General features: G+C 40.9%; 12 protein-coding genes. 4 read left to right on the top strand and 8 right to left on the bottom strand.

What is annotated here, in order from left to right; genetic code table 11:
* Positions 1-176: 176 nt before the first annotated feature.
* On the bottom strand, positions 177-1,370 hold the full coding sequence (locus L3V77_RS09780; RefSeq protein ID WP_275133977.1) for a hypothetical protein: 1,194 nt from the start codon (positions 1,368-1,370) through the stop codon (positions 177-179).
* Between the two features lie 71 nt (positions 1,371-1,441).
* Positions 1,442-1,867, bottom strand: a complete 426-nt coding sequence (locus tag L3V77_RS09775) for a hypothetical protein (RefSeq protein WP_275133976.1) — start codon at positions 1,865-1,867, stop codon at positions 1,442-1,444.
* A 513-nt stretch (positions 1,868-2,380) separates the two neighbouring features.
* Here L3V77_RS09775 and L3V77_RS09770 point away from each other — a divergent pair.
* Positions 2,381-3,565, top strand: a complete 1,185-nt coding sequence (locus L3V77_RS09770; protein ID WP_275133975.1) for an MFS transporter — start codon at positions 2,381-2,383, stop codon at positions 3,563-3,565.
* Positions 3,540-4,499, top strand: coding sequence for an HTH-type transcriptional regulator YidZ (yidZ, locus tag L3V77_RS09765; protein WP_275133974.1), 960 nt, complete (start codon positions 3,540-3,542; stop codon positions 4,497-4,499). The genes L3V77_RS09770 and yidZ overlap by 26 nt, the downstream gene beginning before the upstream one ends.
* A gap of 873 nt (positions 4,500-5,372) precedes the next feature.
* Here yidZ and L3V77_RS09760 read toward each other — a convergent pair.
* Genes L3V77_RS09760 through argH form a run of 6 tightly spaced genes read right to left on the bottom strand, consistent with a single transcriptional unit; the run spans position 5,373 to position 11,654 of the window.
* The gene (locus L3V77_RS09760) at positions 5,373-6,242 is read right to left on the bottom strand and encodes a polysaccharide deacetylase (protein WP_275133973.1); all 870 of its coding nucleotides are present in this window, start codon (positions 6,240-6,242) and stop codon (positions 5,373-5,375) included.
* Positions 6,243-6,253: 11 nt separating this feature from the next.
* The gene (locus tag L3V77_RS09755) at positions 6,254-7,633 is read right to left on the bottom strand and encodes an MmgE/PrpD family protein (protein WP_275133972.1); all 1,380 of its coding nucleotides are present in this window, start codon (positions 7,631-7,633) and stop codon (positions 6,254-6,256) included.
* A gap of 52 nt (positions 7,634-7,685) precedes the next feature.
* Entirely contained in the window at positions 7,686-8,516 is an 831-nt protein-coding gene (locus L3V77_RS09750; RefSeq protein WP_275133971.1) for an ABC transporter substrate-binding protein, read from the bottom strand.
* 31 nt (positions 8,517-8,547) lie between these two features.
* A complete protein-coding gene (locus tag L3V77_RS09745) occupies positions 8,548-9,318 on the bottom strand; it encodes an amino acid ABC transporter ATP-binding protein (RefSeq protein ID WP_275133970.1) in 771 nt (256 codons plus the stop codon).
* 10 nt (positions 9,319-9,328) lie between these two features.
* Positions 9,329-10,192 carry an amino acid ABC transporter permease gene (locus tag L3V77_RS09740; protein WP_275133969.1) on the bottom strand — a complete coding sequence of 288 codons (864 nt, stop codon included), beginning with the start codon at positions 10,190-10,192 and terminating at the stop codon, positions 9,329-9,331.
* A 28-nt stretch (positions 10,193-10,220) separates the two neighbouring features.
* Positions 10,221-11,654, bottom strand: a complete 1,434-nt coding sequence (argH, locus tag L3V77_RS09735) for an argininosuccinate lyase (protein WP_275133968.1) — start codon at positions 11,652-11,654, stop codon at positions 10,221-10,223.
* A 246-nt stretch (positions 11,655-11,900) separates the two neighbouring features.
* Here argH and L3V77_RS09730 point away from each other — a divergent pair, with 246 nt between their 5' ends.
* Together L3V77_RS09730 and L3V77_RS09725 are read left to right on the top strand one after the other, a co-directional pair.
* Positions 11,901-12,830 (top strand): LysR family transcriptional regulator, encoded by a 930-nt coding sequence (locus tag L3V77_RS09730; protein ID WP_275133967.1) that lies wholly within the window; start codon positions 11,901-11,903, stop codon positions 12,828-12,830.
* A gap of 966 nt (positions 12,831-13,796) precedes the next feature.
* Positions 13,797-15,476: an RluA family pseudouridine synthase gene (locus L3V77_RS09725; protein WP_275133966.1), complete on the top strand. Its 1,680-nt coding sequence runs from the start codon at positions 13,797-13,799 to the stop codon at positions 15,474-15,476.
* Positions 15,477-15,529: the final 53 nt, after the last annotated feature.

Below are 15,529 nucleotides of genomic sequence, written 5' to 3'. Positions count from 1 at the left end.
TAAGTGTGCTGCCTCGCTTACGATCCGATTCATTTGACAAAGCACTTGATCTGTTCGCACATGAATATAAGTCTATCCAAGCTTACTTGTAGACAAACCTGTTATTGAGTTTGCTAAGTTAGCAACAGACACCTCAATAAATGAAGTGCCAGATGTTGCATTTATCAGAGTCGTCATCAGCCACCAACACCAATTTTTTTATAAGCTTCGGCTATCTTCAGATTGGTTTTGTCTGGATGCTCATCCTTAATCTTATTTATATGCCTTAAAGAATACTGTTTATAGTCGGCTCTTATTATTATGGACTCTTTATACAAAGGGTATGCAATCTCATAATATCCTAGGTGTTCATAGGCGTCGGCTAGATAGAACAGAGTCCATGCGTTTGGCCCATTTAATTCAAAATGCTTGATATAAGCTTGTATAGATTCTTCCCATTTTTCTAGTTTATTGGCGCATATGCCAAGTACGCCTTGAATATCCGAATATGGGGCTTCATCTGCTGCTATTTTTGCGTGTTGATAGCACTTCTCCCACTTTTCAGTATCGCGATAGATTTTTGCAAGATCTTGTTGAATGACAAATGAATGGATATTCTGGTAAGGTTCCAGTTCTCTCAGTACGTGCTTAAATCTCTGCTTTTTTATATGTTTTTCCAATTTGTCATGTATCAGAAAACTATTGAGTTTGTTGTAATCTGTCATGTTGGAAGAAAAATGAGGCTTTAACATGTCCACCATGTTTTCCATTTCAACATAACTACCGCCCCATCTAGGGAGTTTGGCGTAGAGTACGGTCTTAGCCAAGGCGAAATTGTCCCCTTTAACTTGTAAGGCTTGCTGAAATGTTGCCGCAATATAGTCATCTGATTCTTTTCCTGACTCATTTTTTGCAATCGATATCAGGTTTTGGTAGGCCGCAAGTAAACTGGCGTCTTTCTCAAGAGCTTGATTCAGATATTGTGCCGCGATAGCGAAGCTGTCGTACATCTTCTTGATGTCATAATCACTCACAGTATTTCGCCACCCAGAACCACGAATTTCGTAACCTAATTCAGTATAATAGATGCCAAGGTTAAGCAGACGATAAGCAGAGTCGGAGCTAGATGCTTCTAGATCGTCGATCGCTTTTTCTAACCATTTATCCTGAAAATCACGATCGTAGTAAAGACAAAAGAATGCAGAATAAAATTCTGTCCACGTTTTATCACTATTAATAAACTGTTCGTTGACCTTTTTTTGCTCCTCTTCCAGTTGGGCAAACTGATGGTTTTTAAATAGCGCCCGATAGTGTCCAAAATTGTCAGAAGCGTGAGAGTTTATAGAAAATAGAGCAAGTAAAATAATGGTCAGACTTAAGATTCTATTCATTAGTGGTTACCCATTTGTGTGGAGTATTAATAAGTTGAAGCTTTTGTGCTGTTTTTTGACAGTCGGTATAATTATGCTAATCGAGACTTGAATATTCTGTTACTAAGATCGGCTACTGCCGACGTAATGCACCCAGTGAACATAATTATTAAGCTGTTAAGAGCCTGATAATCGCTGTAAAAATACCAGATTGCAGTAGATGTGGCAGCACCCAATAAAACAGAAGACCAACCAAACAAGAATAGAGGTTGCAGAAGACCTGCTCTCAGTGAAAATGGACTTCTCCACCCAGCACGGATCCACTTCTTATCTGGGTGACTAAGCCAATGTTGGATGGCGAGCACAATGAATAAGAGAACAAAGACAATCAGACTATAAATGCTGGCTTCAATATGTCTGAAACGTGGGAAATCGACGTATTCATGCGTAACGATATAATGAAAGCCCATACCGACATTACCGAAAATGATGCATGCATTTATGAAAATCCATTTCATATAGTCTTCATCCTATTTTACTATTTCAATTTGTCATATCCAATAAGTAACATATATATCATCAATAAAATGATTATTATCAATAAGATAGTTTCTTAAGTGCGTGAAGTAAAGTTAATCTATTTACAGAAAAAGTCAAAGTAGAGTGGGCAATTGGTGACCTGAATTACTCTTTAAATAGAAACAAGGCGTGTGTGTTCTGCAATTATATCGGCTGATAAAAAATCGTGCCTTATCCCAACAGTTTGTAGTACTAAGGTAAAATAGTTTCTTCGTTTAGCGAAAAGTCTAAAGAGAAGTTTATGTAGCAACTATCTTGCTGACACATTTTTGCGCAGAACCTTGTCAGCCGATTCGGATTCATTCGACCGTTCGAATAACTTCACGTATCCCAAATAGTAAAGCGCCACTACAGTTTTCCATACACGACATACCCGTTGTCGTCTTGTTCACTCACCGTAATTAACCAATTTTCTTTAAACTTGTACCATATTCTTAAGTTTAGAGGTTCTAATGAATCGATTTTTACTATGCAGCTTCAGTTTTGTACTGCTCTATCCAACTGCTATCGACCTTTACCTTGTTGGGTTGCCCCAAATTGCTGCTGATTTCAATGCAACTGAATCACAATTTCACATGGCTTTTTCTATTTACTTAGCAGGTATGGCAACCACTATGTTTATTGCTGGAAAAATTGCCGACCAAGTGGGCCGAAAGCCTGTTGTCATCGTTAGTAGTATCATATTTATCGTCGCCTCATTGATTGCAGGCACTACTGATCAAATAATAACTTTCTTAATTTCGAGGCTCTTTCAAGGGGTTGGAGCAGGCGGTTGCTACGTAGTTGCGTTTGCTATTTTGCGAGATGTACTCAACGACGAAATTAGAGCAAAAGTGCTGTCGATGCTCAATGGTATAATCTGCGTCATCCCAGTTATCGCACCTGTTATTGGGCATATGATCATGATCTATTCTCCTTGGCGTACATTATTTACTGTTATGGCGGGGGTTGGTATTTTGGTTTTTGTTATAGCCACTTTCATACTACGAGAAACACTAGATAAGTCGTGTACCAAAACTGAAAGTTCAAATACTACAGAAAGCTTTGCCAATAGTTATTTTGTAAAACGTCTATTAATCTCATCATTAGGTGTAACCATCATTCTTAGCTATGTGAACGTATCGCCAATGGTGATCATGGGAACGCTTGAACTCGACCGTGGATCATATGCATCAATTATGGCTTATACAGCACTTGCAAGTATGATTACCTCATTTTCTACGCCACTTGCTTTGAACTATTTAAATCAAAGTACCTTGATATTTGGTGGGCAAATTCTGTTTTTGGTTTCTGCAATAGGGTTATTGTGTTCTCACCAATTAAACCTTGAGATCGATTACTTCACCGCTTCTTTTGCATGTTTATGTGTTGCATTCTCTATGGGTTTTGGTGTCATTATGAGTCAGGCTCTTGCACCATATAGGCAACGAGCAGGGGTAGCAAGCTCAATACTTTGCATAAGTCACGTTACTTTTTCTGCAATCTACATTTGGTTAATGGGAGTTCTCAATGTGAGTGCATTGAACATTCTTACCTTAATTTTAATGGTAGGTAGTATCATTAGTGTTGTTCTATTACTATTAGAGAGGGCAAAAACAACAGATCCTAACCATGAAAAAATCCCTTTCTCGCCTTGATCTCAATTTACTGTTTACGTTGCAGCTATTAGTACAAGAACGCAGTGTCTCAAAGACGGCTAAAAAGCTCAACGTAACCCCCTCTACAGTAAGTAAATCACTAAATAAGCTTAGAGATTGGTTCGACGATGCGTTATTTGTGAAAACACCCTCAGGTTTACTTCCTACGCCTCTCGTTGAAGGCATGGAGCAAGATCTTTCTGAATGGCTACAAATGAGTAGCCAATTATTAGAGAAAAGAAGTAAAGCTGTTCCTAACAAAGTCCACTTTAATCTGCAGGTTGAATCACCGCTATTACTAACTTTTCTTAACCAGCTACTGACAAAGATGCATCAGCATTACCCAAACGCCACCGTAAAAACAAGCAATTGGGATTATGACTCCATAGAGGCACTGGTTAACGGTGAAGCTGATATTGCCTTTACTGGCCGTGAAACTCATCCTAGGTCAAAAGAGTCGTTAGACTTACTCCCATATTCAATTGATTTTGAAGTGCTATTCTATGACCATCCAAGAGTATTCTTACGTAATGATCACCCTGCATTGGATGAGGAGTGGACTCTAGATACATTCCTAAAGTATTCACATATCAATATAATTTGGGAGAAACGGGAGCACTGGGCGCTTGATGATGTTTTAGCAGAGTTAGGGAAAAGTCGCTCTCTAGGTTTGACCCTCTCTAGTTTTGAACAAGCCTTATATATGGCAGCACAACCCGAACACGAGTTGTTGACCACCGCACCACAATACTGTGAGCAGTACATAAAACAAATGCACCCCGATCTTATCGCCCTACCAATCCCTCTTGATCGCAATCAACTTGAACAACTGGTTATTCCATTCACTATGATTTGGCATAAGCGCAACTCTTACAGCCCTAAACTTATTTGGTTAAAAAAAACGCTTCGCGAATTAATGGGAAGTAATATCTAGCAAGTTGGGAGCACTTCTGAATTAGATAAACTAAGTCAAAACGAAACGCTAAGATATGTTGTAAGTAATGACGCTAACTCGTCTTGGGGCACATTTTCGTGCTAGCAAGTGCCAATAGTCTTTGCTCTAAACTCTAAAGGGACAAATTGTCCCTTTAGAGCGTTGTTGGACATAAGTGTGCCAATGATATTTCTAATTTAGTAATTCGTAAATTAACTCAGGTAAAGCAGGTAGCTCAATAATGTAAGGTCTAACTGGACAAAATCCGTGGAAACAAAACTTATTATTTTGACCATTTTCTTATACTGTCGATTTTATAAGTTTCAATGCCTAAAAATTCAAGAAATTTTTGATGGCCTTCTGGTTCTATTTGTTCAAATTGTATATGCCAACTGGTCATCCCTTCTTCACCTAGTCCTGACGCTCGTAAAACATCTGTCCGTTATCCTTTCGTCATTGGCTGATCGCTAAGCAGTGAGAGGGTATTGAAAGGCACTTAAATTCGGCTTTCTTGTCTTAGTTTTATCAGATTAGGTATGACAACGCTGGTTATTATAATAACGGCCCCTACTATGGCATAAATATCTGGAACCTCTGAGAACAACCAATTGAATAGCCAAATCATTACAACACCTCTGTCCACATTGCGAGTCGTGTTCCAACATTAATTCATACAACATGAGATTTAAATATTGGACAGCTTAGAGAACCATCGACATTTATCAGCCTCATTTTGAGACTGATAAAACACCTTAGGGCTCTTACCATCAAGATAAGAATGATGCCTTATTCGATTGTAGAACATTTCGAGAGTATAAATCCAAAACGACAGCGTGATAGATCCATAGATCCACGCTTGACGTATTTAGATAATCAGAGAGATTTTTCAAACTGTTCATAATGGCGGGCAATTTGTTCACCAGTCGCAATCCATACATCACCTTTATTTTGTACATACAGCAAAAATTCTCTCAAGATTCGCCATCTCATTGGGCGCCCCGAGACTTGCGGATGCAATACTAATGTTGTCACTCCTCCCCATTCATGCGTACCTTCAAATTCTTCTACCCAAATCGGTAAAATATGGTCTTTACCGAACAGTGGTTGAGGAGACACTCTTGCAGTCATACCAAAATTCCAATCGTCAAACGCATAGTTAACCGGAATTTCAATTGGCCCTTTTTGTCCATTGTACAAAACATGACGATATGGCGTAATGTCATCGCGAAACGAGCTGGAGTAAATAATTCCTCTTGAATTTAAGTGGCAAAGTAACTCAGAAAAATTCTCTCCAGAAGGCGCTCTATATCCAACGGGAACAACACCTAGTTTGCTTTTTAAAGCATCTAAACCTAACTCTATTTCTTCAAACGCTTCGTCCATATTTGAGCGCTCTGGGCGCTTGTGTAGGTAACCATGATGAGCAATTTCATGACCAAAAGTTAATATCTGTTCACACGCCGTAGTGTGCGCTTCAACTGTCCAACCGGGGATGAAAAATGTCGCTTTCAATTCCAATTCATTAAGCAAATCAAGTATTTTTCTAATACCCACGCGTGCGTCATACCCTCCATGGGAAGCAGTAACTAGGCGGTCGACATTTGAATGGTTATTGCCGATCCATGCAGTCTCCGCATCTACATCAAATCCAATGCATAAAGCGCTCTTAGCGCCATTAGGCCATACCATTTGTGGAGAAGGTGGTGCCATATTCAATGGTCTAGGTGTAAGATCAAAGTCCATATTTATTACCTCTAAGAAAATACGTTTTGCTGGGTCGATTCTAGTGACAATAACGCATCCAATTGAAAACAATCTGTTAACTGCTCAAGCGCCATCAAGGTTTGGTGTAGCGTTGTTACTTCGGAACTCGGTAAAGCCATCTTCGAGAGACTAAAAAATTTAGCATGTAGTGCTTCGGTTGTTATAGGCCGTTCCGCTGAACCTGTCGCACGAGGAACTGTTTTCGAAACCTGGTAACCTCCTTTAAACATGACTGTTATTTGGGGTTCCTCCATTTCCCCCATATCTTGATTGACCTTCATTATCATCTTAGAAAAACAGTCTTGAATTCTTGGGTCGTAACGCTTTTTATAGGAATAACTTTCTAGCCGAGAGGAACCATGAACGATGTAAGCTGCTAGCGCATAAGGCAAACTCATTTGGGTCGCAGCTAAGCTTTGATATGATTTGGAACCACACATATTCATCAACATTGGGTTTAATTCAACTTCAATGCTTTCGATATCTATTGTGAGCCTCTTGTTCTCTTCCAAAAGATCAATCAATGCATCAATTGAAGAATGAGCACCTCTGCAAGATGCATAAGGTTTAATAGTTGCTCTGCGTACCTTCCAGTCGTGCCCTAACTCTTCAACGAGCTTATATATATCGCCACTGCTTTGATTAAATGTTTTGAAGAATCCCCCCCAAACATCATCGAACACTTGGCTTGGCCCCGTAAAGTTCTTATCTGCCAATTGAGCGGCGAGTAGGCCACCTTCAGCTGCTCGTCCTGCATGAATTTTCTTCGCCTGGGAGCCATCATGAATGAACGCCCAAAGTCCTGATGAAAAACTGGTTGCAAGTGTGATCGCGTGTTGGCACTTTGTTGCGTCGAAATCCAACAACTTTGCAACGGCACTCGCCGCCGCTAAAGTCCCACATGTTCCGGTAGAATGCCATCCAATGGAGTTATGCGCATTGTATCCGCCTGTAGAATCCAAAATTCGTCTGCCTACTTCATAACCCACAACAATAGAGACGATCAAATCTTTGCCGGTTACCGGTTTTTCTGAAAGTGATAATGCGGCTAAGGCCGCAGGAATTACAACCGATCCAGAGTGATCACAGCCACCAGAATCATCAAGTTCGAACACATGGGAAGCAACGCCATTAATAAAAGCAGCTTCACGTGGTGAAGTTAAGTATTCCGTTCCCCATATTGAAGAAGTTGGTCTACCACATCGAAATTGAGTCACTTGTTGAAACTCATATGAACACGTACCAGCTAAGGCTGATCCAATCGTATCCGTAATATGCACTTTGGTTTTATCTACCACATCATTGGGCAGATCTTCATATTTAAGTGATGCAATAAACTCACAAAGAGTTTGCAGAGGAGAATTTACCATAACTACTGCCTAGAAAATCGTGCCCTGTTATATCAGGACACGAGAAGTGAGTTTATTTAACAGCTTTACCATTGACATAAAGGCCATCAAGTGTTGCTTCACCAAGTCCGTATCCATCAAAAATTGCTTGATATTCACCAGATGCCATCAATTTAGTTAGCGCAGACGCATAAGCATCCTTCAAGCCAACCGCTTTTTTGTCAAAGCCAATACCTTGAAAAACAGCAGTGAAGGGTTTACCCACAATTACGTAAGTATTTTCTTCTATCTGAAGTAGATATGGCAAAGTTTCTGAACCCTGAACCGCGCCATCTAAACGGCCCTGTTTTAGCTGAATTCGAGCGTCTGCAGATCCTTCTGTGCCAACAACTTTTAACTCTGGTTTTCCTTTTGCTACACAGTTTTCATCGCTCCACTTTTTCGCTTCATCAGGGAATGATGTACGACGGCTCATACCCACAGTTTTTCCACAAAAATCCGTTGGTGTTTGGAATTCACTACGACGATTATAATCGGTATAGAATTGTGCGCCCGATTTCATATAGTCAACAAAAACAAGGCTATCACGGCGTTTTGGTAGGTCACTCATACCACTATGAATAAGATCTACTCGGCCAGTCACCAAAGAAGAGACCATTTGTTCAAAACCGATATCTGCCCATTCAACTTCTACTTTAAGTTCTTTAGCTAGTGCCAATGCTAAATCGATATCAACGCCCAATAACTTATTCGTTTTTGGATCTCGATATTCCATCGGTGGATAGTTAGGTTGGTTGGCAATCACCATTTTTCCTGACTCTTTATACTGTGCTGGAAGTTCTGCCGCCTGAACGCCGCCAACAGCAAACAAACTTAAAATTACGCTGGTTACTTTACTGATCATAATTGTGGTTTCCTTTCCGATTAATGATGTATTAGCTATTTACTGCTTGGATAAATTTCGCAGTTCGAGGGTTAGTTGGATTAACCAGTACCTTTTCTGCAGTACCGTATTCTTCAAGTTTTCCGTCTTCCATGAACGCCACTCGGTCTGCGACTTGACGAGCAAACCCGAGTTCATGTGTTACAACAACCATTGTCATACCAGAAGCCGCCAAATCTTTCATTACTTCTAATACTTCTGATACCAATTCAGGATCGAGCGCTGATGTAGGTTCATCAAATAAGATCAAATCAGGTTTCATCCCCATGGCTCTAGCGATAGCCACGCGTTGCTGCTGACCGCCGGAAAGCTCAGATGGATATTGATTTTCTTTATCTGATAGCCCTACTTTTTTGAGTAATTCCTTCGCATGTGTCCTTGCTTCATTTTCTGGCACATTTAGCACCTGAACAGGGCCTTCAATGATATTTTCAATCGCGGTCATATGAGGAAATAGATTGAAGCGCTGAAATACCATTCCTATCTTGGTTCGTTGACGCGCAATTTCAGCATCACTGATCTCGTATAGATTATCGCCTTCCTGCCTGTATCCGATTAATTCACCGTTAACCCAAATACCACCTGAGTCCATTATTTCTAATAAGTTAATACAGCGCAGTAGCGTACTTTTCCCAGAGCCAGAAGGCCCAATTATGCAAGACACTTCACCTCGCTTGACTTCAAAGTTGACAGAGTCTAATGCTTTAAAATCACCAAAACTTTTTGACACATCAATTGCTTTAACAAGTAAATTATCGCTCATCGGGTTCACCTTAGTTGTTATCATTAGCATTACGGTGGCCACGACCGAAGTAGCGTTCGATGTAATATTGTCCTATGGATAAAATAGTCACGACGGCGAGGTACCAAAAGCTTGCCACAAGAAGTAACTCTAAAACACGAGTGTTAGCAAAGTAGATAATTTGAGCATTATGCAAAATTTCGGAGAACTGAATAACACTAGCGAGTGAGGTCAACTTCACCATACCGATCACTTCATTACCGATTGGCGGAACCATAACTCTCATTGCTTGTGGTAATACAATACGGCGCAGCATTTTCATCTGAGTCATGCCAAGTGTTTTCGCCGCTTCATATTGGCCTACATCAACAGCGAGTAAACCACTACGAACCACTTCAGAAGTATATGCACCTTGCTGTATTCCAAGTCCAAGCATTGTGGCAACGAAAGGTGTCATTACATCCACGGTACGAACTTCAAAAAAACCTGGCAGACCAATAGTTGGAAATATCAGCGCCAAATTGAACCAAAGTAATAACTGAAGTAGAGCTGGTGCCCCACGAAATATCCAAACATACCCTGTTGCAATTGTAATGAGGACCGGGTTACCCGATATCCGCATAATCGCAATAACAACACCTAAAACGAGGCCAACAAACATCGCACAAATTGTCATAACAATGGTGTTTGTTAACCCATCCATAATGGCTGGTGCGAACAAAAACTCTCCAACAACATCCCATTCAATTTGACCGTTAATAAAGGCATGTACGATAAACGCCACAATAGCGAGCGTAATAAAAGCGGTGATTTTTCTTCCGGTATGCTTTCGGGTTTGTATTTCTAAATGTGAGATTTGATATGGATCTAATTTAGCCAATACGTCAGTAGACATAGTCATCACTCCTTGATTATCTGATTGATTACATTAGCTTCGAATATGACAAAGTTTCAAGCGCCCACAATTTTGAACGTTTTAGCTCTTTATTAAATCTTTCGATTTGCTCTCGAACCCTGACTGGAGCCGTAGCAAAGTAACCAACACGTGACGAAATTGCTTTTTTCAAATCAATAACGTTCAATACATCAGGCAATAATCGTGAATCGATATGAGGTAGGTCTTCTACAGTTAGATCTGTTAGATCGATATCTTTTTCTTCACAGTAGCATACAGCAATACCAGTAATATCATGTGCTTCAGAAAATGGGATTCCATTCGACGCCAGCCAGTCCGCCATTTCAGTTGCTAACGTGAACCCTTTACTAGCATCTTCTCGTAAACGTGCAACATCAAACTTAAGAGTTTTAACCATACCTGCGAAAGCGGGAAGGATGAGTTCTAATAAATCAATACTCGAAAATAGAGCTCGCTTGTCTTCGGCTAAATCTCGGTTATACGCCAATGGCATAGCTTTCATTGTGGCTAAAAACCCAGCTAAGTTACCAAGCATGCTACCAGACATACCACGTGTTAATTCTGCGATATCTGGATTTTTCTTTTGCGGCATAATTGAAGAGCCTGTCGAATAGGAATCATGAAGTTTGGTCCAATTAAACTGTTTAGAACTCCAGATACAGATTTCTTCTGATAGACGAGACAAATTCATACCTATTGTTGAACAGATAAACAAGAACTCTGCGACATGGTCTCGGCTTGCAACGGCATCAATTGAGTTTTCGCATGGCGCAGTATAACCAAGGTCAATTGCGGACAATTCAGGACGACAGGCAATAGCTGAACCAGCCAGTGCAGCAGCACCTAATGGAGATGTACTAAAGCGGTTATCCCAATCTTCAAAACGTTGAATATCACGTTGCATAGACTGCGCATGAGCCATCAAATGGTGACCCAGGGATACAGGCTGTGCCGGTTGAAGGTGAGTGAAACCCGGTAAAATAGTTTCAACATGAGCTTGAGCTTGTTCAGCTAAAGCTTCTTGCACCTCAATAAGCGATACTGTAATTTCACGAGCTATGCGGCGAAGATATAAACGAGTATTGTTTGATGTTTGGTCATTACGTGAACGCCCAGCTCTTAACTTTCCGCCCAGAGCGCCTAGTCGTAGCATTAAGATACGTTCAAGAAAACTGTGGACATCTTCATCTTGCTCCTCAGGAACAACGTCACCTGACTCAATATCTTTATGAATTTTCGACAACGCTTTTTTAATAGTCGTTGCTTCTTCATTGGTTAATATTCCAGCTCGTTTGAGCTCTAAAGCATGAGCTTGAGAACCTAATATATCCTCTGAGAATAATCGAAAATAAGTGGGGTGTGAGCGTGATAAGCGAGTTAACGCTTCAGATGCGCCAGCTTTAAAGCGACCACCCCATAAATTGGTTGTCGATTTAGTCATTTGTCTTCTCCGTAATTAGTCCTTTAGGTGACAACCAATATGGCAGTATTATTTTTTAAGTTCCAACGACCATATTTCATATAGGCCATGACAAAAACGACTAGGCAACATAAATGCAATTTAGAACAAAGTTCATTATATGAATGACGGCGCAAATATTGCATAACCTAACGATAACTGTTGTCCTTTGTTACAGGATTATGTTTGGACAAGTTGAGAGTACAACGTCAATAAAGGATGATTTCAATGATAGAATCTGGATATTCACGCCTACCTTCTATAATTGGTCTTCAAACCGTTGTAGAAATCGGTCGTAGGGGCTTTACCACCGCGGCAGCACGTAGTTTAAACCTTTCTCAAAGCGCAGTTAGTAAGCAACTTATTGCGGTTGAAAATTTGGTAGGCTACCCTCTGTTTCAACGTACTAGCCATGGCATGATTCCAACTGAAGCAGGGTACATATATATAGAAAAAGCATCTATTGCTATCAAAGCAATGGAAGATGCAGCATTACAAGTCGCTCGTATTAACCTGCAGAGAAAAACTTTAAGAGTTCAAGTACTCCCAATATTTGGAGACAGGTGGTTACTACCCCGTTTTTCAACGTTTACAGATATGTATCCAGATATAGAAGTTCAATTTACGAATTTCAGCAACGCTTGTCAAAGTGAAAAGCCTGATGCGATTTTCTCTTTTGGCACCGAGCCAGTATCTAACAACAACAGTATATATTTGTTTGGAAAAGAAGCTTTACTCGTTGCTACACCTGACTATTGGATACGTAACGGCTCACCAAAATGCTTCAACGACTTACTTAACTGCACCTTTTTAGAGCACGGTGGCACACCATTTCTTTGGGAGAACTTTACAAGTTCTGTTGACACACATAAAGTTCGCCCAGATCGCGTCATTCGCTACGGATACTACTCCATGGTTATCCGTGCGGCGCTGTCTGGTCAGGGTATTGCCTTCATACCTAAAGGATTAGTAGAGGAAGAACTCCAAACTGGTAAATTAACTAGTCATCCTTCATTAACATTCACAGGCAATGCTGCGTATTGGTATACCCCTCTTAGAGAGGACTTAGAACAAGTATTAGACGTCTTTAAAGGATGGTTACTGCGGTCGCTAGAAAATGATAAGACTCCAGAAACTGAATCGACCAATAATGAGTAGACACAACACCGATTAGGGAAACTAGGTCAAACGGTACTCGAATTAAGCAGGATATTAAGCGTTGAAACATGATGTATTGAACCCTCTCCCTCCTTTACCAATCTAAACCAGAAAGGTGAGATTAAAACTGAAGGTTCCAACATGTTAACCAATAATGTTATCGCTATCGACTGTAGTGGTTTGCATTAATTGGCTACGAATATAGATGCTATTAGATAAATTATTCTAGGGCGACCGCAGCCATCACAACTATGTTTTAAAAGTTACTCTAAATTGAAAAGGGGCATAAGCGAGTTTGAACAAGAAATCTGCTAACGCAGTTCAGTCGCACTTTGAGCTTGTTCTTCAATGAGTCTTGCGGATAAGCAGGACGTATCGATTTAGTAAGGTTATCTACACTCGTAGTGAGTTCCTTACTTTACTGATGTTCTGATGGACAACTTGGTAGAGCTGATCAAGTTCTTTAGATATTCCCTTCGGCAGATATTGGTAGCATCCCATTTTATAGGTTGTTTCAACTGGGGTAGGGGCTTGTTGGTGTAGCAAAGAATGGGACAATTGTGACTCAATAACTGTGTAAATTTCGCCACACCACAACAAATTGTCATCTTCTACAAAAAATTTAGTGAATCAGTTCGTTTTGATATGCGTTTTACTTCACGGCATAAATGGAGCATTTCTGTGTTACGGAATGCCAACTGTCTCGGAGTTAGAGAGAACCATCCTCAATGCCCACCTTGCTTATTGATGGGGATAAATGTGTTATTAAATGAGAGAGTAATTTGCTTAGGTTAGATCTGTTCTGAATCTGAATGGTTCAACAACGCCGGTTATAAATCTTCCCCACGTCTAATGAATTAGGGCTCCTTAATTAATGGAGATTCCGAAAGCACAGCCCTTCATGGCAATCTCTCAAAAAACAGGTACAATCCGTGCTCAGAATTATCCTATCACGCGGCTTTTAATATGCACTCGCCTCAACACTGCTTTACTCGATTTAACATTGCTATCGAAGGCTATGATTTGCCGAAACAATTTACGTTTCCGTTCTACTATATGCCGCATCCTTTATGCGTATTGGCAGCCGAGCAACTACAACAGCACTTAGAAACTCAGGCAGATTTCGAGCATGACTTTGGTTTAGAAAATGAAGGTAGTGGCCGTGGGAAAATGTTCGGAGTGCTGCTCGTACAAAATCCGGAAGGAGAAATCGGTTTTTTAAGTGCATTTTCCGGCAAAATTGCTGACCAAAATCTAGTACCCGGTTTTGTTCCGCCTGTTTTCGATATGCTTGAGGAAGAAGGTTTTTTCCGAGACGAGAGCGATGCGATCAATACAGCAAACGCAGCATACAAAGCGTTGGCCGCAAATCCAGAAATGGCAGAGCTAAACGTACAAATAAAAGCAGACCGCGCCGCTTACCAACAAGAAGAACAGGCACATCGTCAGGTAATGATTGATCGTCGCGCAACCCGTAAGCAGTTGCGGAAAGAGGGTGAACAAACGCTTGCTCCAGATCGGCTCAACGCTCTATTGGATGGCTTGAGTAAACAAAGCGTGAAAGAGAAGAACATACTCAAGCATTTAAAACGCGTGTGGGATGAGAAATTAACCATCAAAGAGCAACGCTTGGCGAACCTTCAGGTGCATTTGGCAGAGCGTAAAGAACGACATAAAACACTGTCTAACGCCTTACAACATAGGCTGCATAAACAGTATCGTTTCCTCGATAATCGTGGCCATATGCGTGATTTGGTCGATATCTTTGCCCCGACAAGCAATCCCGTTCCACCTGCCGGAGCTGGTGAATGTGCAGGACCAAAACTGCTACACTTTGCCTATAAACATGGCTTCAAACCGCTAGCTTTGGCAGAATTTTGGTGGGGCGTACCACCTAAATCAGAAATTCGTCAACATAAGACATTTTACCCATCATGCAATAACAAATGTCAGCCTATCATGGGGCACATGCTACAAGGCTTGAATGTTGAGCCCAATCCTTTGGAGAAAAATTGGGCGGTAGACAAAGAGTTAGAAATTGTGTTTCAAGATGAAGCGATGGTCGTTATTAATAAGCCATCAGGCTTATTATCGGTGCCGGGAAAAACCATTAAAGATTCCGCCTATACACGCCTGCAAGCCTTATTTCCAAACGTTGAAGGCCCGTTTGTGATACATCGCTTAGATATGGCAACATCCGGTTTATTGGTGTTTGCTCTGACCAAACGTGCAAACAAAAGCCTACAAAAACAATTCATCACACGTGGTGTACAAAAGCGCTATATAGCACTTCTAACAGGTGAGCTCACCCAATCAGAAGGGGATATCTCTTTACCAATGCGCGGTGACCCTGATGATCGCCCACGGCAACTTGTGTGTGACGAGCATGGCAAACATGCCGAAACTCACTGGCAGTTGATTGAAGTGAAAGCGGGTCTTAGTAAAGTGTACATGTACCCAAAAACTGGCCGTACCCATCAACTTCGCGTCCACAGTGCACATCACTTAGGTTTAAATATGCCGATAGTGGGAGACGCTTTATATGGCGGAAAAGCCGACCGTTTGCACTTACATGCAGAGCGACTAGAACTCGATCACCCATACAGTAAAGCGCGCATGACATTTAAAGTAGGTGTCGAGTTTTAAATACTGACGTCACTTTTTTATAAGCGTAATTGGTCTTTCTCGTCAATCACACA

This window comes from Vibrio sp. DW001 (genome assembly GCF_029016285.1).
In the GTDB taxonomy this organism is placed as follows: Bacteria; Pseudomonadota; Gammaproteobacteria; order Enterobacterales; family Vibrionaceae; genus Vibrio.
Note: the sequence above shows the minus strand (reverse complement) of the source record. Positions and strands in the feature narration are given on the sequence as shown.